This is a genomic window from Amycolatopsis sp. NPDC058340, assembly GCF_042723975.1.
Classification (GTDB): Bacteria; Actinomycetota; Actinomycetes; order Mycobacteriales; family Pseudonocardiaceae; genus Amycolatopsis.
In genome coordinates this window covers 45,363-62,857 of the sequence record NZ_JBHXIB010000032.1, presented here as the reverse complement: position 1 = coordinate 62,857, position 17,495 = coordinate 45,363, and the positions used below count along the sequence as shown (strand labels likewise).

Below are 17,495 nucleotides of genomic sequence, written 5' to 3'. Positions count from 1 at the left end.
CCCCGGACGTTGCGAAAGCCACTTTCGCAACCTTCAACGTCGCGAAAGTGGCTTTCGCAACCTGCCACCTTGCCTAGTCCCCCGTTAAGGAGCTACTTCGCCTTCGTAGCCGTCGAGCGCGTCGAAGGCTTCTTCGCCGCCGCGGTCTTGGTCCCGGCGGCCTTGGTCGCCGTGGTCTTCTTCGCCGCGGTCGTCTTGGTGGCCGTTGTCTTCGACGCCGCCGTCTTCCGCGCCGGAGCCTTGCGCTTGGGCGCCGGGCCCTTCGCGCGCTTCTCCGCCAGCAGTTCGGCGCCGCGCTCGGCGGTCAGCTCCTCGATGCTGTCCGACTTCCGCAGCGTCGCGTTGTACTCGCCGTCGGTCACGTACGGACCGAAGCGGCCATCCTTGACCACCATCGGCTTACCGGACACCGGGTCGTCGCCCAGTTCCTTCAGCGGCGGCTTCGCGGTCGCGGACCGGCCACGCTGCTTCGGCTCCGAGTAGATCTTCAGGGCCTCTTCGAGCGTGATCGAGAACAGCTGGTCCTCGGTGGTGAGCGAACGCGAGTCCGTGCCCTTCTTCAGGTACGGCCCGTAGCGCCCGTTCTGCGCGGTGATCTCGTCGCCGGATTCCGGGTCCTTGCCGACCACGCGCGGCAGCGAGAGCAGCTTCAGCGCGTCTTCGAGGGTCATCGTCTCGATCGACATCGACTTGAACAGCGAACCCGTCCGCGGCTTCGGCTGCTTCGCCTTCGCGGCCTTCTTCTGCGCGGCGGTGGCGCCTTCGGGCAGCGGCTCCGGCTCGGGCAGGAGCTCGGTGACGTACGGGCCGAAGCGGCCTTCCTTCGCCACGATCTCGTGCCCGCTGACCGGGTCCTTGCCGAGCACACGGCCTTCCTGCGGCGTCGCGAAGAGCTTCTCCGCGATGTCCTGGGTCAGCTCGTCCGGCGGCAGGTCCTCGGGCAGGTTCGCCCGCTGCGAAGTCCCGTCCACCTCACGCTCGAGGTACGGGCCGTAGCGGCCGACGCGCACGACGACGGTGTGCCCGTCGGCGTCGCTGAACAGCGGGATCGAGTTGATCTCGCGGGCGTCGATGTCCTCGACGCCCGAGCCGACCAGCTTCTTCAGCCCGCCGAGACGGCCGACGGAACCGTCGACGCCCATGTCGCCACCGAAGTAGAACTTCGACAGCCACTGCGTCCGGTGCTCGTCACCGGCGGCGATGCGGTCGAGCTCGTCCTCCATGCCGGCGGTGAAGTCGTAGTCGACCAGCCGCTCGAAGTGCCGCTCCATCAGGCCGATCACGGCGAACGCGACCCAGGAGGGCACCAGCGCGGAACCCTTCTTCCACACGTAGCCGCGGTCCTGGATGGTCTTGATGATCGACGCGTACGTCGACGGGCGGCCGATGCCCAGCTCTTCGAGCTTGCTGACCAGGCTCGGCTCCGAGTAGCGCGCCGGCGGCGACGTTGTGTGCCCGTCCGGGCTCAGCTCGGTCGCGGTCAGCGCCTGGTCCTTGACCAGCTGCGGCAGGCGGCTCTGCTTGTCGTCCGCTTCGCCACCGCTCTCGGTGTCGACGGCCTCGACGTACGCCTTGAGGAACCCGGCGAAGGTGATCGTGCGGCCCGACGCGGCGAAGGTGCACTCCTCGCCACTGGAGGCGGTGCCGACGATGCGCACCGACATCGTGGTGCCCTTCGCGTCCGCCATCTGCGACGCGATCGTGCGCTGCCAGATCATCTCGTAAAGGCGGTACTCGTCGGTGTCCAGATCCTTCGCGACCTGGCCCGGCGTGCGGAAGACCTCGCCCGAGGGACGGATCGCCTCGTGGGCTTCCTGCGCGTTCTTCACCTTGCGGGTGTACTGGCGAGGCGACGGTGAGACGTATTCCTTGCCGTACAGCTGCGTCGCCTGGCTGCGCGCCGCCGAGATCGCCGACTCCGACAGTGTCGTGGAGTCGGTACGCATATAAGTGATGTACCCGTTCTCGTACAGCTTCTGCGCGATCCGCATGGTGCGCTCGGAGGTGAACCGCAGCTTGCGGCCCGCCTCCTGCTGCAGGGTCGAGGTCATGAAGGGCGCGTACGGCTTGCGCGTGTACGGCTTCTCCTCGACGCTCGCGACCTTGAAATCGCGGTTCTTCAACGCCTCGGCCAGCCGCACGGCGTCGGCCTCGGCCAGCACGCGGATCTCGTTGTTCGAAGCCTTGAGCTGCCCGTCCGAGCCGAAGTCACGGCCGGTGGCCAGGCGAGCGCCGTCGACCGCGATCATCCTGGCCGGGAAGTTGCGGGGCGACGCTTCGGCGCCCGCGTCCATCGTCGCGGAGATGTCCCAGTACGACGCCGAGGTGAAGCGCATGCGCTCGCGCTCCCGCTCGACGACGATCCTGGTCGCCACCGACTGCACGCGGCCGGCCGAAAGCTTCGGCATGACCTTCTTCCACAGCACGGGCGAGACCTCGTAGCCGTAGAGCCGGTCCAGGATGCGGCGGGTCTCCTGCGCGTCGACGAGGTCTCCGTCGAGCTCACGGGTGCTGTTGGCCGCGGCGCGGATCGCCTGCTCGGTGACCTCGTGGAAGACCATCCGGCGCACCGGGACCTTCGGCTTGAGGGTCTCCAGCAGATGCCACGCGATGGCCTCGCCCTCGCGGTCGGGGTCCGTGGCGAGGTAGAGCTCGTCGACGTCCTTCAGCAGGCCCTTCAGCTCCGTGACCTTGGACTTCTTGTCCGGCGTGACGACGTAGAGCGCCTTGAAGTCGTTGTCGACGTCGACGCCGAGCCGCGCCCACGACTCGCCCTTGTACTGGGCGGGCACGTCGGCCGCGCCGCGGGGAAGGTCGCGGATGTGTCCGACGGAGGACTCCACGACGTAGTTACCGCCGAGGTACGGGGCGATCTTGCGGGCCTTGGTCGGCGACTCGACGATCACCAGCCGACGACGGCCCGCGCCGTCGTCCGACGCCGCGGTCTTCTTCGTCCGTGCTCCTGCCACGCTGTCCTGCTCTCCGCTCATCTTCGGCGCCTTCGCGCCGCCTCTCGACCCGTCAGTGTGCACGCTCGCACCGCCCGGACCACGGCTAGGTGGTGCAACACGCCGCCGATCGTGTGTCCAGCGCATCGCCGCTGACCTCGTCGATGTTTCCTTTCAACACCTAGCACGTGATGTCGGACACGTCCGCCTGGGGTCCCGCGTGACGGGGCGAACACCCTCCGTTCGACGGTGGTGGCTCCCCTCCCGCCAACGCTTCACTTGATGTCCACGCCGACCCGAAAGGACTCCACGTGACCCGACGACTCCTCGGCACACTGTTCGCCATGCTGACCGCGTCCGCCCTGGTCGGAACCGCACCGGCGGAAGCGGCCACGACCACCTTCGCCGGAACGGTGGCGTTGTCGAACTGCTCCGGGTCGGTGGTCAAACCGCCCGAGGCGAGCCTCGACGACCCCGCCCTCGTCCTTTCCAACGGGCATTGCCTGCAAGAGGGTTTCCCGGACCCCGGGGAAGTAATCGTCAACAAGGCTTCGTCACGGACCTTCAGCCTGCTGTCCAAGGACGGCCGCTCGTCACTGGGCACGCTCAAGGCGAAGAAGCTGCTCTACGCGACGATGACCGACACCGACGTCTCGCTGTACCAGCTCAACACCAGCTACGCCAAGATCAAGTCGACCTACGGCATCGCCCCGCTGACACTCTCGCCCACCCGTCCGTCGGCGGGAATCGCGATGGACGTGGTCTCGGGGTATTGGAAGAAGATCTACTCCTGCAACATCGACGGCTTCGTCCACGAACTGCACGAGGCGGACTGGGTCTGGAAGGACTCGATCCGGTACACACCGGCGTGCAAGACGATCGGCGGGACCTCGGGTTCGCCCATCATCGAGACCTCGACCGGGAAGGTCGTCGGCGTCAACAACACCGGCAACGAAAGCGGCCAGCGGTGCACGATGAACAACCCGTGCGAGGTCGACGCGGCCGGGAACGTGACCGTGCGGCAGGGCATCAACTACGGGGAGCAGACCTACCAGCTGACCTCCTGCCTTTCGCACAGTGAACTCGACCTCGCGAACCCGAACTGCCGGGCTCCGAAGCCCTGACCTTTCCTCCTCACCGAGTGCCAACCGTGTCCGTGAAGGCCTCCTTGAGAGACCCTGGGTCCCTCAAGGAGGCCTTCACGGACTGGGAACACAGGCGCGGCGTGAGCGGAGGCGTGACTCGCGTGCTCAGTGCCGTAACTCGCGTGACTGGAGGCCGCACTCGGGTGTTCCGCCGCTGATCACGCGAGTTACGGCCTCGATCACGCGAGTTACGGCCTCGATCACGTGAGTGCGGTGCCACGTCCTCGTGAGCGGTAAGGACGGTTCTAACCGTCCTTACCACTCACGAGCGTCAGACGGCCCGCACCACCGGTACGAGACTCGGCCAGGCGGGCTCGGCACCCGCCGGCGCGTCCCCGATCAGCTCGAGGACGTGCGCGAGCCGCCGCCGTCCGGTGACCCGGAGCAGCGCGTCTTCCCCCTTCTGCACCTTCGCCGGCACACCCAGCCGCGCCAGCGCCGTGACCAGCCGCTCGTGCGTCTCCGGCGCCGCCGGATCGAGCGCGAGCAGGTAACCGTTGCCCTGGGGACTGCCCGCCGCCAGCGCCCACATCCTCAACATGGCCCCGTCGAGCCGGAAGCCCTCCGGCAGCACCTTCTCTTCACCACGGCTCCAGTGCTGCTCCAGCGGCAGCAGATCGACCCGGAACGGCGTTCTCACGAGTGGCCGCCCGCATTCGGCGACCGAGACCTGCACCTGGACACCGCGCCGACGGCATTCCCTGGCGAGGGCACCCGCTCGCCAGGGCTCGTCGACCACGGCGGACAGCCGCGCGGCCGTCCGCCCGAAACCCGTCATCCGCCCGGGCCCGCACAGCACTCCGGCGAGGTCGGCGAGCACGGGCCCGCTCGCCTCCGCCGAGAAGAGCGAGATCGTCCCGTCCACCCGGACAGAATAGAACACAAGTTCGACTCATGGCCAGTGATCGGGCGCTGACTCAGCGCGGTTGTTTGACCAATTCCTGGCAGACCGGGATCCGGCTGCTCGCCGCGGCGAGCTGAGGCACGTCGTTAAGGCCCCTGAGAAGGTCAAGGCGGTCCAGTTCGTCGAGCGACGTCCTGGCGTCGCGAAGCGCGGCTTTCGTCGCCTCGGGGTCTGCTGAGGAGTCGAGGCGGTGGCGGACGTCGGCTGCCCGGGCGCGGATACCGGCGAGCTGGGCGACGGCTGCCGTCCGCGAGTTGTCACCGCCGGCGACCGGAGCCGGGCCGAGGTTCTCGAGGGCGGTGGAGGTCCGATCCAGCCCTTCGACCACCGAGAGCATCAGCTCGCTGGAGGTACGCGAAGCCTGTTGCGGCGTGCTCGGATCGACGCTGGGCAGCGTCGCCAGCGTCCGGACGAGTCCGCCCGCCGCGCCGCAGTACGCCTCCGCCCAAGCGGAGGTGGGGTCGGCCTCCGACGCGCTGACCGTCGCGAGACCTTCTTGTCTGGCGTGGGAAGTCACCGCGGGCTGCTGCCCGCACCCGGCGAGGCCGAGTCCGATACCTGTTGCTAGCGCGGCAAGGACGGTGAACCGCGGCCGCACGAAAACACCTCCCGACCTGACGACTTCCCGGCTGGCCCCCGACGGTACCGATACCGGGGGGCAATGCAAATCAACGTGGCGGAAAGAACGGTCAAGAAGGCAGCTTCCCGCAGTTCGGGGCCTGCGCGGCCAGTGTTTTCAACGAAACGTTCGTTTCCAGCTGCTGGAACGGGTCGGGCAGGTCGTTCATACGGGAACCGATTTGCCGGAAGGAGGCCGCGGCGGCCACCACGGCCTGCTTGTCGTCCTTCGGCGCGGCGTCCAGTGCCGCCTTCGCGGCGAGCACCTCGTCCCGGATCGGCGTCAGCGCGTCGACGATGCCCTTGCGCGTCGCTTCGGCCTCCGCGCTCGGCGCCTGGCCCAGCTTCCCCAAGCCGGTGACCGCGTTGTCGAAACCGGGCGCGAACACCCCGAACGCCTCGTCCATCACCTTCCGCGCGCTCACGACGTCGCCCTGCTCGAAGTCGGGCATCGTGAATTCGCCGATCTTGGCGAAGTCGAGCAACGAACCGCAGAAACCGTCCATCCAGGAAACCCCGGCCGCGGGAGAGGGCGACGAAGGCGCAGGGGCGGCCGCCTTCTCGGCACCACCACAGCCGGCCAGGAAGAAAGCGGCGAACAGGATGATCGAACGCCTCATGGCGGGACTCCCCCGGATCGGATCGGCGTGACGCGCAGAGATTAGCCCGCCCCGGACACACGCCGGGCCCGCCACGGGGAATCGTGGCGGGCCCGGCGGAGGGGAACTGTTCGGTGTTACGCCTTCGCTTCCGCTGGCGTCTCGGAAAGAACCGACTCGCGGCGCTTGGAGACCACGATCGCCGCGACGATGATCGCGACGGCGACCAGCGAGATCGCGATGCGGATGCCGACGTTGGCGTCCGCGCCGATCGAGAACTGCACGACCGCCGGGGCGATCAGCACCGACACCAGGTTCATCACCTTGATCAGCGGGTTGATCGCGGGACCGGCGGTGTCCTTGAACGGGTCGCCGACGGTGTCACCGATGATGGTGGCCTCGTGCGCGTCCGAACCCTTGCCGCCGTGGTTCCCGTCCTCCACGAGCTTCTTCGCGTTGTCCCAGGCGCCACCGGAGTTGGCGAGGAAGATCGCCATCAGGGTGCCGGTCGCGATCGCGCCGGCCAGGTAGCCGGCGAGCGCGCCGGTGCCAAGGCCGAACCCGACCGCGATGGGGGCGAAGACCGCGAGCAGACCGGGCGTGGTCAGCTCACGCAGCGAATCGCGCGTGACGATGTCGACGACCCGGCCGTACTCGGGACGGGTGGTGCCCTCCATGATCCCCGGGATGTCGCGGAACTGGCGGCGCACTTCGTAGACGACCGCGCCGGCGGCCCGGGACACCGCGTTGACCGCGAGACCGGAGAACAGGAACACGACCGCCGCACCGATGATGACACCGACCAGGGTGTTCGGGCTGACCACTTCGTTGACGAAGAAGTTCAGCGCGGACGCGCTGGCCTGCGCCGCCTCCGGGATCGACTTCAGCGCCTTGCTGATCGCGTCCTGATAGGACCCGAACAGCGCCGTCGCCGCGAGAACCGCCGTGGCGATCGCGATGCCCTTGGTGATGGCCTTGGTGGTGTTGCCGACCGCGTCGAGCTCGGTGAGGATCTGCGCCGCGTCCTCGTCGACGTCGCCCGACATCTCCGCGATGCCCTGCGCGTTGTCCGAAACCGGGCCGAAGGTGTCCATGGCGACGATGACGCCGACCGTGGTGAGCAGACCGGTACCGGCCAGCGCCACGGCGAACAACGCGACGCCGCCGCCGAGCAGGTACGCGCCGAACACGGCCGCGCTGATGACGAGCGCGGTGTACACGGCGGACTCGAAACCGACCGAGATACCGGCCAGGATCACCGTCGCCGCACCGGTTTCCGAAGACTTGCCGACCTCCTTCACCGGCTTGTGCTCGGTGCCGGTGTAGTACCCGGTGATCTTGAGGATGATCGCCGCGAGCACGATGCCGATGATGACCGAGATGGTCGCGATGAGCGCCGGGTTCCCGGACTCGTTCGTGGCGCCGCCGGTCAGCTCGGAGAACGAACCGGGCAGGTAGACGAACGCCGCGATCGTCGAGAGCACCGCGGAAATACCGGCGGAGATGTAGAAGGAGCGGTTGATCGTGACCAGACCGCCTTCGCCCGCTTTGGCCTTGGTGATGTAGACACCGATGACCGCGGTGATCACGCCGATGGCGGGAACGATGAGCGGGAAGATCAGGCCGTGCACGCCGAAGGCGGTGCTGCCCAGGATCAGTGCCGCCACGAGCATGACCGCGTACGACTCGAAGAGGTCCGCCGCCATCCCGGCGCAGTCGCCCACGTTGTCACCGACGTTGTCGGCGATGGTGGCCGCGTTGCGCGGGTCGTCCTCGGGGATGCCCTGCTCGACCTTGCCGACCAGGTCCGCGCCGACGTCGGCGGCCTTCGTGAAGATACCGCCGCCGACACGCATGAACATCGCGATCAGCGCGGCACCGAAACCGAAGCCCTCCAACACCTTCGGGGCCTGTCCGGTGTAGACGAGGACGACCACCGCGGCACCGAAGAGACCGAGACCGACGGTGATCATGCCGACCACGCCACCGGTGCGGAAGGCCACGCGCATCGCCTTTTCGCGACCGCCTTCCTCCCGCGAAGCGGCCGCGACGCGCAGGTTCGCCTGCGTCGCCAGCCACATGCCGAGATAGCCGATCGCGAAGGAGAACGCCGCGCCGACCAGGAAGAAGATCGACCTGCCGATCTTCTCGTTCCAGTCATCGGCCGGCAAGGCGAAGAGCAGTACGAACACGATCGCACCGAAGATCGCGAGGGTGTTGCGCTGCCGTTTCAGATAGGCAGCCGCGCCTTCCTGCACTGCCTTCGCGATGTCCTGCATCTTGGAGGTGCCCTGGCCGGCGGCCAGCACCTCCTTGAGCAGAACGTAGCCGATGACCAGTGCGGCAAGGGCGACCACGGCGATTACACCGACGATGGTGTAACCACCTCCGGAGAGCGTGAGTTCGCCCTCCGCGAGGAACTGCCGGGACATTCGTCCTCCTGGAGACGTCGCCGTTGGCCAACGACGATCCGCCGATGGAACCGGCGTGCCGACGCTGGCATGGGGAACTGAACCGAACGTCACGCTAGTCGTACTGCAAGGCACGTCTCACATGACGCTCGCCACAGTCGGTGTGGATTGCGGGAGTGTATTGGTAGTGGGATGGCGGACGGCAAGGCGTCCCCGCCACCGCACGTTCCGTTACCTTGTGAGGCTGGTCACTGTATCGATCATCGGCGGCCGCTTCCAGTGCCCGATCCGTTCGGCGGCGGCCCGTTTCTGTCGGTGCGCTGTGCGAAGCTCGGAAGGTGGACGGCACGGTGCGACCCGGCAAAGGGCGGCGGCTTCTCGACCGCGCGACGGCGGGGATCCCGGCTTCGCTGTACCCGGTCACCCATGTGGCCGAGCTGCCCGCCCGCGCGGCGGATTCGGTGGACTGGCCGGAGTGGGCGGCGGCCCCGGTCGTCGAGGCGCTGAGGGCGAACGGCGTCAAGGCGCCGTGGCGGCATCAGGTGGAAGCCGCGTCGCTGGCCCGTGCGGGCGAGCACGTCGTGATCTCCACCGGCACGGCGTCGGGCAAGTCGCTCGCATACCAGCTGCCGGTGCTTTCGGCGCTGGTCGAGGACGAGCGGGCTTCGGCGCTGTACCTGTCGCCGACGAAGGCGCTCGGCGCCGACCAGTTGCGCGCGGTGTCCTCTTTGGACATCAAGAAGGCGCGGGCGGCGTCGTTCGACGGCGACACCCCGCTGGAGGAGCGGGATTGGGTCCGCGCGCACGCGAACTGGGTGTTCACGAACCCGGACATGCTGCACCGCGGGATCCTCTCGTCGCACGCGCGCTGGTCACGGTTCTTCCGGCGGCTCGCGTTCGTCGTCGTCGACGAGTGCCACAGCTATCGCGGGGTCTTCGGTTCCCACGTGGCGCTGCTGCTGCGAAGGCTGCGGAGGGTCGCGGCGTACTACGGCGCTTCGCCGGTCTTCGTCCTCGCGTCCGCGACGACGGCGGACCCGGCGGCGTTCGCGTCGAAGCTCACCGGGCAGGACTGTGTCCCGGTCACCGAGGACGGTTCACCCCGCGGCGCCCGCACGGTCGCGTTGTGGGAACCGCCGCTGCTGTCGGAACTCTCGGGCGAGAACGGGGCACCCGTGCGGCGCTCGGCCGGGGCCGAGGCTTCCCGCATCCTCGCCGAGCTGGTCATCGAAGGCGCTCGTTCACTGGCGTTCGTCCGGTCGCGGCGAGGCGCGGAGCTGACCGCGCTCGGCGCCAGGCGGATTCTGTCCGAAGTGGACGGTTCGCTGGCGGAATCCGTGGCCGCGTACCGCTCGGGCTACCTGCCGGAGGAGCGGCGCGCCCTCGAAGCGGCGTTGCTGTCCGGGCGGCTGCTCGGCGTCGCCACGACGAACGCGCTCGAACTCGGCGTCGACATCGCGGGACTGGACGCGGTGGTGCTGGCCGGATACCCGGGCACGCTCGCGTCGTTCTGGCAGCAGGCCGGCCGGGCCGGGCGCGCGGGAGACGCGGCGCTGGTGGTGTTCGTGGCCAGGGACGATCCGCTGGACACCTATCTCGTGCATCATCCGGCCGCGATCCTGGACCGGCCGGTGGAAGCCGCCGTCCTCGACCCGTCGAATCCGTACGTCCTCGGGCCGCAGCTGGCGTGCGCCATCGCCGAACTCCCGTTGACCGAGCCGGAGGTCGCGGCCTTCGGCGGCGACTCGGCGCGTGCCGTGCTCGCCGATCTGGTCGCGGAGAAGATCGTCCGGCGCCGGACGAGCGGCTGGTACTGGACGTCGCGCGACCGGCCGCACGCCGAGGTCGGCATCCGCGGTTCCGGCGGCGAGCAGATCGCCGTGGTGGAAGCCGATTCGGGCCGTATGCTCGGCACCGTCGACCCGGGTTCCGCCTGCTACGCGGTGCATCCCGGCGCGGTGTACCTGCACCAGGGTTCGTCCTATGTGGTCGACGAACTGGATCTGGAGACCGGGCTCGCGCTGGTGCACGCGGAGGATCCGGACTGGACCACGTCACCGCGCGAGATCGTCGACATCAGTGTGCTGCGCACCGAGGAGAGCAGCGTGCACGGCGGGGTCACGGTGAACCTCGGCGAGGTGTCGGTCAGTTCGCAAGTGGTCGGCTACTTGCGGCGGCGCCCGTCCGGTGAGGTGCTGGACCAGACGCCGCTGGATCTGCCGGAGCAGAGCCTGCACACCCGCGCCGTCTGGTACACGATCTCGGCGGAGCTGCTCGGTGTGTCCGATGGCGTGGCGGGGACCGGGGGCCATCGGGCGGGGACCGAAGTTCTGGAGCCGGTGGGGACCGGAGGCTCCAGGGTGGGGACCAAGGAACTTGGCGGAGCACCGGGGACGAGCGCCGAGTTGGATCCGGCGCGCGTCCCCGGTGCCCTGCATGCCGCCGAGCACGCGGCGATCGGCCTGCTACCGCTGTTCGCTACGTGCGACCGCTGGGACATTGGCGGGGTGTCGACCGCGTGGCACGAAGACACCGGGGAGGCGACGGTGTTCGTGCACGATGGCCATCCCGGGGGTGCGGGATTCGCCGACCGCGGATTTGCCGCGATTGTCCCTTGGCTGGCCGCAACGCGGGAGGCGATCGTTTCCTGCGAGTGCCCGGCCGGCTGCCCGTCCTGCGTCCAGTCGCCGAAGTGCGGGAACGGCAACGATCCGCTGGACAAGGCGGGGGCGGTGGCCGTTCTGGACACCGTGCTCGGGGCTTTGCGTCAGCACGGGTCCGTGTCCGGCCACTCGGTGGTCTGAAATTGTGGGGTGATCAGGCGGCGGTGCTCAGAGTCGCCACGGGGGCGACGGTCCGGTCACCGGCCAGCGCACGGACGAGCACGTCGTGCACCTCGGTGGCCTCGGGCAGCTGCCAGCCCCAGACCTCGGGCTTGACCCGCCAGTGCACGACACCGTGCTGGAACGGCGACGGGGGCAGCGGGATGTAACCGTTCGCGCCGTGCCACTGGATCGTGGCCTGGTCGGCCAGTTCCCGCGGGATGCTCGTGGCGACGGTGGTCAGGAACAGCCAGCGGCCGTTCGGCATCGCGACGATCGGGGCGGGGTGTCCGGTGGCGCGCAGCAGGCGGGCGGCGGCCTTGCCGAGCTCGTCGTCGACCTCGATGGCGTCGAGCACGGTGCCGGTGGCCACGAGCAGGCTGTGCGTGTCGTCGCCGAACCAGGTGGCGACCTCGTGCGGGTGGGTCTCGACCAGTTCACGCCAGTTGTCCTGCGCCGGGACGGGACGGCGCCAGGTGAGGTCGTCGCCTTCCGCGGTGATCGCGGCGGGCTCCGCACCCGGGAGCACCGGCCAGCCACGCCACGCGAGGCCGATCGCCTCCGCCCGCATCTCGATGCGGAAGGCGCCCCGCCAGCTGTCCGGCCAATTCGCGTCCAACATTCCCGTCCCTGCCTCAGGTCAACTCTGTCCTGTGTCGGTTCTGCTCCGCGCTACCCGGCGACCTTCTCGAGGTGGCGCACATCTCAATAAACGGCAAGTTGCACATCGAGAGAAGACCTCACGCGACAACCGGCGGTTACTTAGCGATGAACGCGCGGTAGCCCGACCGGACGGACCGAACGCCGGACGTCCGATTAACGGGCGTGCACGACCGGTCCGAGGCCGTTCGTCGCAGCCGACCTGGGCTTCCACCCAGCGTGACGGCGCTCACGGTGAGCGGCGGGCGACCGTTCGGCGGCGAGCTGATCATGGCTTCGACCGCTCGCCGTGCGGCAACGACCGCTGCTCGCGCCGAGTGGTTACTCACGCGTACTACCGGCCGGTCACCACTGGACGACCGTTCATCGTGCGACGCGCGTCACGGTGACCGGCCGACCGGCCCCGCCCGGGCCCGTGCCTCCGCCCGTCCGGTGACCGCCGGCCGTCCCGACGGCTCCGATCGCACCTCGACCAGGGCATCGCCGCGTTCCCACCGGCAGGTGAGCAGCGTGACCGACATCCGGACGGCGACCTCCCGGGCCCGTTCGCAGGCCGCGCCGGGCCCCTCCGTGGCGTGCGAGGCGGCCGCGAGCGCGGCCAGATCGGCGGCGGCCTCGGCGCGGTGCCGGGTCGTGACGGCGGCACCGATCCAGAAGACGAACGCCGCCGCGCAGACCAGGACCGCGACGATCGAGGCGGTCCACACGGTCGCGACACCACGATCGTCCTCGGTGTCCGCAGGTGGACCCGCGGCCGCGATCGACGCCGGCAGGGCGACACCGCGACAGCGGGGCCCTTCGGCCGACGGGCCCTCGGTCACGGCCCGCTCCAAGGCTCGGCGACGGCGAAGGCACGGGAGTGCAGCCGGATACCCGGCAGGAGCCCGGCCACCGGTTCGGCCTCGACGCCGACGGTGATCGAGTCGCCTTCGCGGACGACGTCCAGCCGAGCGCCGGACGGCGCGATCTCCCGGACCGCCTGTTCTGCGCGGGCGGGTTGCCCACGGGCGAGGAGCCTGGCCGCCTCGCGGGCCGCGTCGGTGCAGCGGAGCTGATCGGAAGCGACGCCGATCCCGGCGAACAACAGGGCCGAGAGGAAGGTCAGCGCGCCGATGCCGAGCGCGGCCTCCACCGTGACGGAGCCACGGTCGGCCATCAGAACTTCACCGACAGGGCCCGCTCGATGAGCGCGGTGAGCCCGGCGACGACGGCGTCGCTGGAGACGACCAGGTAGAGGACGGCCGCCAACCCGGCGGCGGCGAGGGTGCCGATGGCGTACTCCACCGTCGTCATGCCGTCGTCTTCACGGAAGGTGGGGAGCTTGTACATGGGGAGCGCCTTTCAGTTAGAGGAAGTCGAGACGACCGGCGAGGCCGAGCACGACGGGCAGGACGCCGAGGCAGAGGAACGCGGGGAGAAAGCACAGGCCGATCGGTGCCGCCAGCAGTACGCCGGCCCGTTCGGCTCGTTCCTCGGCTTCGGCGGAGAGCGACTCGCGCAGTCTTCGCGCGAGGTCTTTCGCGTGGGTGGCGAGCGCGGTGCCCGCCCTCGCCGTGCGGACGGCGGCGACGGACAGCTCGGTCAGGCCGGGCCGGTCGCGGACCGGGGCCCAGGCTTCCGCCGGTCCGATGCCCACGGCGAGGTGTGACGCCACCGAGCGCAGCGCCGCCGCGGTCTTCGGTGACGCGGTCGGTACGACGGCTTCGAGCGCGACGGGGACCGGCAGCCCGCCGTCCAGGCAGGCGGCTAGCAGATCGAGGGTGGCCGCGGACCGGAGGAGTTCGGAGACGCCTTTGTCGCGGGACGTTCTCCTCCGCGACCGGAGCCACCCCGGCCGTTCCGTGGCCAGAGGGACGCGCGGCCAACTGAAGACCGCACCGCCCAGCAGGATCAGCGCCGCTCCGGTCAGCATGGCGCCACCCGCCCGGTGAGTGCCCGGCACCAGGCCGTGCCCGCCCAGATCAGCCCGCTGCCCATGACGAGCGCCAGTTGACCCGTGCCCGTTCCGGTGAGGACGTGGACCGGCCCGGCCCCCATCGCCTCGCCGAGAGCCAGGCAGAACAGCGGGAGGACCGCGAGCACGGCGGCGCTCGCCCTGGGGCCCGCCATCTTCGCCTTGAGACGACGACGGAAGCCGACCTCCGCCTCGGCGTCCCGTCGCGCGGCATCGAGTACCTCGGCCATCGGAAGCCCGAACCGGTTCGCGAGTGCCCACGCGTTCGCCAGCGCCGGTGGCGCGTCCGGATCGACCGCGGTGTCGCCACCGAATCGGGCGGCCGCGACGAGTCCGCGCAATCGATCCGACGCCGCGGGCACCGCCTCCGCGGTGGCGTCGGCCGCGGCGACCGGATGGGCACCCGCCCGGAGTTCGCCGATCATCGTCCGCAAGACGGAGCCGGTGAGTTCCGCTTCGGCCAGCGCCGTTTTCTCCCGTGCCCGCCACCGGTACTCCTGGCGGACGGTCAAGGTGAGCACCAGCGTCGCCACCGCCCAGCCGATTCCGAGGAAGGACAAAGCGAGCAACGCGGGAAGCGGCCACCAGCCCGCCCGGACCGCGCGAGGCAGCCGCCAAGCGATCGGAGTACGCGCCATCGGCTTCGGCCAGCAGGCGAGACCCGCGCCCCAGGAGAGAAGGAACCAGGGGTTCATGCCGCCATCTCCTCGAACGGCGTCTCGTCGCCGATCCAGGAGCCCTTGCTCCAGACCGGGACGACCTTGGCCTCGCCTCGAAAGGACCGGAGGACACCGACCTCGTCCAGCCGCCGGATCCCGCTCGGCAGGCGGCGCATGTGCAGGACCACCCGTATCGCCGACGTCAGCTGGCTGTGCAGCGCGTCCCGTTTCAACCCGCCGAGCGCAGCGAGCGCCTCCAGCCGCGCGGGGACGTCCTCCGGTGAATTGGCGTGCACGGTGCAGCCCCCGCCCTCGTGCCCGGTGTTCATGGCGTTGAGCAACGCGATGACCTCGCCACCGCGCACCTCGCCGACCACCAGCCGGTCCGGGCGCATGCGCAACGCCTGCCGCACCAGCTCGCTCAGCCCGACCTCGCCCGCGCCCTCGACGTTGGCCGGGCGGGTGAGCAGGCTGACGAACTGCGGATGATCCGGTTGCAGTTCTCCGGCGTCCTCGACGCAGACGATGCGTTCGGCCGGGGGCACCGCGCCGAGCAACGCGGAGAGCAGGGTCGTCTTGCCCGCCCCTGTCCCGCCGGAGACCAGGAACGCGAGCCGACGCCGGATGATCGAGCCGAGCAGCTCCGCCCCGCTGGTGCCGAATACCCCGCGCAGCCGGAGTTCGGCCAGATCATGGGTGGCGGGCCGGAGCACGCGGAGCGAGAGGGCGGTGCCTGCCGGCGCGATCGGCGGGAGGACGGCGTGCATCCGGACCCGGCCTTGCGGACCCACCCCAGGCAGCCAGCAGTCGGCGAACGGTTGAGCGTCGTCCAGGCGCCGGCCGCCCGCGAGAGCGAGCCGCTGAGCCAGCCTGCGGACGGCTTCCTCGTCGGCGAAACGAATGTCCGTCAGGCGGATGCCGTCACCGGTATCGGTCCAGACCTCGTCGGGTGCCGTGACGAGAACGTCCGTCACACCGGGCTTTTCGAGCAGCGGCGCCAGCGGGCCCGCTCCGACGAACTCGTCACGGGCCAGCCGGACCGCGCCGAGGACGGCCTCCTGACCGAGCGCGCCACCGGCTTCGGCGCGGACCGCCCGCGCGACGCTCACCGGATCCGCCGGGGCGGCCGATCCGGCCAGCCGCCTCCGTACCCGCTCGACCAGATCGTCGGTCATCGCGAGGCACCGGTCAGCTGCCCGCGCGCGGCGGCGAGGACTTCGGCGGCGGCGGTGGCCAGATGCCCTCGATGCCTCAGGACGAACTCGCCGCGGTCGAGCGCCGCCGCGAGGGAGCGCTCGCGGCCCATCGAGGTGATGAGCGGAACGCCAACGGCATCGGCGATCTCCTGCGGGATCAGCCCGGCGGGCGACGGCCCGCGTACCGCGACACCGATCCGGTTCGCGTGGGGCTCGATCCTCGCGAGGACCTGTTTCGCCGCCGCGCAGGCGCGGAGTTCGGCGGGGACGACGACCACGACCAGATCGGCCAGCCCGATCACGGTGGACGTCTCGGCGCCGAAATACCTCGGCAGATCGCAGACGACCGTCCGCCCGGCGCGGCGACCGGCGCACAGCACGCCCTCGATCGCATCGGGCCCGGGCCCGCGTCCTTCCCTGCCATAGGACACAAAGGACAATGAGCCGGTCCCGTACTTCTTGCGCGGCAGGGCTTCGCTCAACGCGGCCATGGACACCCTGCCGCCGAGTTCGAGCTCCGGCCAGCGCGGCCCGCGATCGCGTTCGGCGGCGAGGAGGACGTCGACCCCGCCGCCGAGCGGATCGCAATCGACGAGCAGCCCGCCGGTGCCGGACTTCTCCGCCCGGTACGCGACGGCGGCCGAAAGCACGGAAGCCCCGGCCCCGCCTCGCCCGCCGATGATCCCGATGACGACTCCGTCGTCCCGTGGCGGCCCGTCGACGACGTCGGCGAACTCGCCGATGAGGTCGCTTTCCTCGTCCGGCAGCGAAAGGACCTTCTCCGAACCGGTGTTGACGGCCCGTTCCCACGTCACCGGCGTCGGCGCGCCCTTGCAGACGAGCAGGACCTTGTTCCGCCGCAGCAGCCGGTTCGGCGCGCTCGCGGCCTCCTCGTCGAGCACCACGAGCGGCGCGCGGGCCCATCGCCCGCGGGCGGCGTCGAGATCGGGTGCTCGTTCGACCTCGCACCCCGCGGCCGCCGCCACGCGCAGGATCTCGTCGAGCAGGACGTCGTCTCCGGCGACGACGAGCGGATGTTCCGCGGTCATGATTCCCCCAGTGATTCGGTCGGACTCGGGTGACGACTCCACCGTCGCCCCGCTTCCCCACCGCGCACAACGCCATTCCGTCCCGCCTGTGGACAACCGGGGTGTTGTGGACAACTCCGCCTCGGGAAACCGGTTTCCCGAGTTTTCCGTCGGTCCCTTCCGGTATGGCACGCGGAGCCCCAATGGCCATAAGAAACCCTTGAAAGAAAGGAAAGTTAACGAACTACGGCCGGTTAACCCTTGCGCCCGGCGAGGTTTTCGCGCCCGGCAAGGTCTGAACCATTGGCACGAATGGGAAATAGGAGGCGGCCCTCGCCAGGGGGGAGGGACGAGGGCCGCCTGGGGTTCAGCCCCGGGGGGTCGGACTGAACCTGGGCCCGGTGCGACACCGGACAATCTCACTGTAACTCCGATACCGGCCCGTTGCGGGCGGCGCCGGTACCCACAATTCGATAACGGCACGACGCGCCGGAACAGGTACGCGGTCGTGAATTTTCCACCGCCGTATCCCGATCGTGGTCGACCAACGG

The 17,495-nt window shown here is 69.8% G+C and carries 15 protein-coding genes; 2 read left to right on the top strand and 13 right to left on the bottom strand.

From position 1 onward, the window contains the following. Window positions 1–92: 92 nt before the first annotated feature. The gene (gene topA, locus ACFWIW_RS28585) at window positions 93–2,990 is read right to left on the bottom strand and encodes a type I DNA topoisomerase (RefSeq protein ID WP_378371327.1); all 2,898 of its coding nucleotides are present in this window, start codon (window positions 2,988–2,990) and stop codon (window positions 93–95) included. 269 nt (window positions 2,991–3,259) lie between these two features. Here topA and ACFWIW_RS28580 point away from each other — a divergent pair, with 269 nt between their 5' ends. Then, entirely contained in the window at window positions 3,260–4,072 is an 813-nt protein-coding gene (locus ACFWIW_RS28580; protein WP_378371326.1) for a serine protease, read from the top strand. Between the two features lie 292 nt (window positions 4,073–4,364). On the opposite strand, the gene ACFWIW_RS28575 is transcribed toward ACFWIW_RS28580, so the two are convergent. The 4 genes from ACFWIW_RS28575 to ACFWIW_RS28560 all read right to left on the bottom strand — a co-directional run bounded on the left by ACFWIW_RS28575 (window position 4,365) and on the right by ACFWIW_RS28560 (window position 8,646). Then, entirely contained in the window at window positions 4,365–4,976 is a 612-nt protein-coding gene (locus tag ACFWIW_RS28575) for a hypothetical protein (protein ID WP_378371325.1), read from the bottom strand. Between the two features lie 34 nt (window positions 4,977–5,010). After that, a complete protein-coding gene (locus ACFWIW_RS28570) occupies window positions 5,011–5,595 on the bottom strand; it encodes a hypothetical protein (protein WP_240599223.1) in 585 nt (194 codons plus the stop codon). Window positions 5,596–5,686: 91 nt separating this feature from the next. Continuing rightward, window positions 5,687–6,235, bottom strand: coding sequence for a hypothetical protein (locus ACFWIW_RS28565; protein WP_378371324.1), 549 nt, complete (start codon window positions 6,233–6,235; stop codon window positions 5,687–5,689). Between the two features lie 116 nt (window positions 6,236–6,351). Next, entirely contained in the window at window positions 6,352–8,646 is a 2,295-nt protein-coding gene (locus ACFWIW_RS28560) for a sodium-translocating pyrophosphatase (protein ID WP_378371323.1), read from the bottom strand. 317 nt (window positions 8,647–8,963) lie between these two features. Between ACFWIW_RS28560 and ACFWIW_RS28555 the strand changes: the two genes are divergently transcribed. Continuing rightward, the gene (locus tag ACFWIW_RS28555) at window positions 8,964–11,429 is read left to right on the top strand and encodes a DEAD/DEAH box helicase (RefSeq protein WP_378371322.1); all 2,466 of its coding nucleotides are present in this window, start codon (window positions 8,964–8,966) and stop codon (window positions 11,427–11,429) included. Between the two features lie 13 nt (window positions 11,430–11,442). On the opposite strand, the gene ACFWIW_RS28550 is transcribed toward ACFWIW_RS28555, so the two are convergent. From ACFWIW_RS28550 to ssd, 8 genes are all read right to left on the bottom strand, one after another. Continuing rightward, window positions 11,443–12,069 (bottom strand): bifunctional DNA primase/polymerase, encoded by a 627-nt coding sequence (locus ACFWIW_RS28550; protein WP_378371321.1) that lies wholly within the window; start codon window positions 12,067–12,069, stop codon window positions 11,443–11,445. A 418-nt stretch (window positions 12,070–12,487) separates the two neighbouring features. Next, a complete protein-coding gene (locus ACFWIW_RS28545; RefSeq protein ID WP_378371320.1) occupies window positions 12,488–12,928 on the bottom strand; it encodes an Rv3654c family TadE-like protein in 441 nt (146 codons plus the stop codon). Further along, the gene (locus ACFWIW_RS28540; RefSeq protein ID WP_378371319.1) at window positions 12,925–13,263 is read right to left on the bottom strand and encodes a TadE family type IV pilus minor pilin; all 339 of its coding nucleotides are present in this window, start codon (window positions 13,261–13,263) and stop codon (window positions 12,925–12,927) included. Before ACFWIW_RS28540 ends, ACFWIW_RS28545 begins: the two co-directional genes overlap by 4 nt. After that, window positions 13,263–13,436 carry a DUF4244 domain-containing protein gene (locus ACFWIW_RS28535; protein ID WP_378371318.1) on the bottom strand — a complete coding sequence of 58 codons (174 nt, stop codon included), beginning with the start codon at window positions 13,434–13,436 and terminating at the stop codon, window positions 13,263–13,265. Before ACFWIW_RS28535 ends, ACFWIW_RS28540 begins: the two co-directional genes overlap by 1 nt. Before the next feature lie 16 nt (window positions 13,437–13,452). Then, complete coding sequence (locus tag ACFWIW_RS28530; protein WP_378371317.1) at window positions 13,453–14,019, bottom strand: type II secretion system F family protein; 567 nt, start codon at window positions 14,017–14,019, stop codon at window positions 13,453–13,455. Next, complete coding sequence (locus tag ACFWIW_RS28525) at window positions 14,013–14,756, bottom strand: type II secretion system F family protein (RefSeq protein WP_378371316.1); 744 nt, start codon at window positions 14,754–14,756, stop codon at window positions 14,013–14,015. The genes ACFWIW_RS28530 and ACFWIW_RS28525 overlap by 7 nt, the downstream gene beginning before the upstream one ends. Further along, window positions 14,753–15,895, bottom strand: coding sequence for a TadA family conjugal transfer-associated ATPase (locus tag ACFWIW_RS28520; protein WP_378371315.1), 1,143 nt, complete (start codon window positions 15,893–15,895; stop codon window positions 14,753–14,755). Before ACFWIW_RS28520 ends, ACFWIW_RS28525 begins: the two co-directional genes overlap by 4 nt. After that, window positions 15,892–16,965: a septum site-determining protein Ssd gene (gene ssd, locus ACFWIW_RS28515; RefSeq protein ID WP_378371314.1), complete on the bottom strand. Its 1,074-nt coding sequence runs from the start codon at window positions 16,963–16,965 to the stop codon at window positions 15,892–15,894. Before ssd ends, ACFWIW_RS28520 begins: the two co-directional genes overlap by 4 nt. Window positions 16,966–17,495: the final 530 nt, after the last annotated feature.

Bases quoted from the DNA above. Each gene is read 5' to 3' on its own strand.
- ACFWIW_RS28560 (WP_378371323.1), bottom strand. From the start codon at position 8,646: ATGTCCCGGCAGTTCCTCGCGGAGGGCGAACTCACGCTCTCCGGAGGT.
- ACFWIW_RS28540 (WP_378371319.1), bottom strand. From the start codon at position 13,263: ATGGCCGACCGTGGCTCCGTCACGGTGGAGGCCGCGCTCGGCATCGGC.
- ACFWIW_RS28530 (WP_378371317.1), bottom strand. From the start codon at position 14,019: ATGCTGACCGGAGCGGCGCTGATCCTGCTGGGCGGTGCGGTCTTCAGT.
- ACFWIW_RS28535 (WP_378371318.1), bottom strand. From the start codon at position 13,436: ATGTACAAGCTCCCCACCTTCCGTGAAGACGACGGCATGACGACGGTG.
- ACFWIW_RS28565 (WP_378371324.1), bottom strand. From the start codon at position 6,235: ATGAGGCGTTCGATCATCCTGTTCGCCGCTTTCTTCCTGGCCGGCTGT.
- ACFWIW_RS28520 (WP_378371315.1), bottom strand. From the start codon at position 15,895: ATGACCGACGATCTGGTCGAGCGGGTACGGAGGCGGCTGGCCGGATCG.
- topA (WP_378371327.1), bottom strand. From the start codon at position 2,990: ATGAGCGGAGAGCAGGACAGCGTGGCAGGAGCACGGACGAAGAAGACC.
- ACFWIW_RS28550 (WP_378371321.1), bottom strand. From the start codon at position 12,069: ATGTTGGACGCGAATTGGCCGGACAGCTGGCGGGGCGCCTTCCGCATC.
- ACFWIW_RS28525 (WP_378371316.1), bottom strand. From the start codon at position 14,756: ATGAACCCCTGGTTCCTTCTCTCCTGGGGCGCGGGTCTCGCCTGCTGG.
- ssd (WP_378371314.1), bottom strand. From the start codon at position 16,965: ATGACCGCGGAACATCCGCTCGTCGTCGCCGGAGACGACGTCCTGCTC.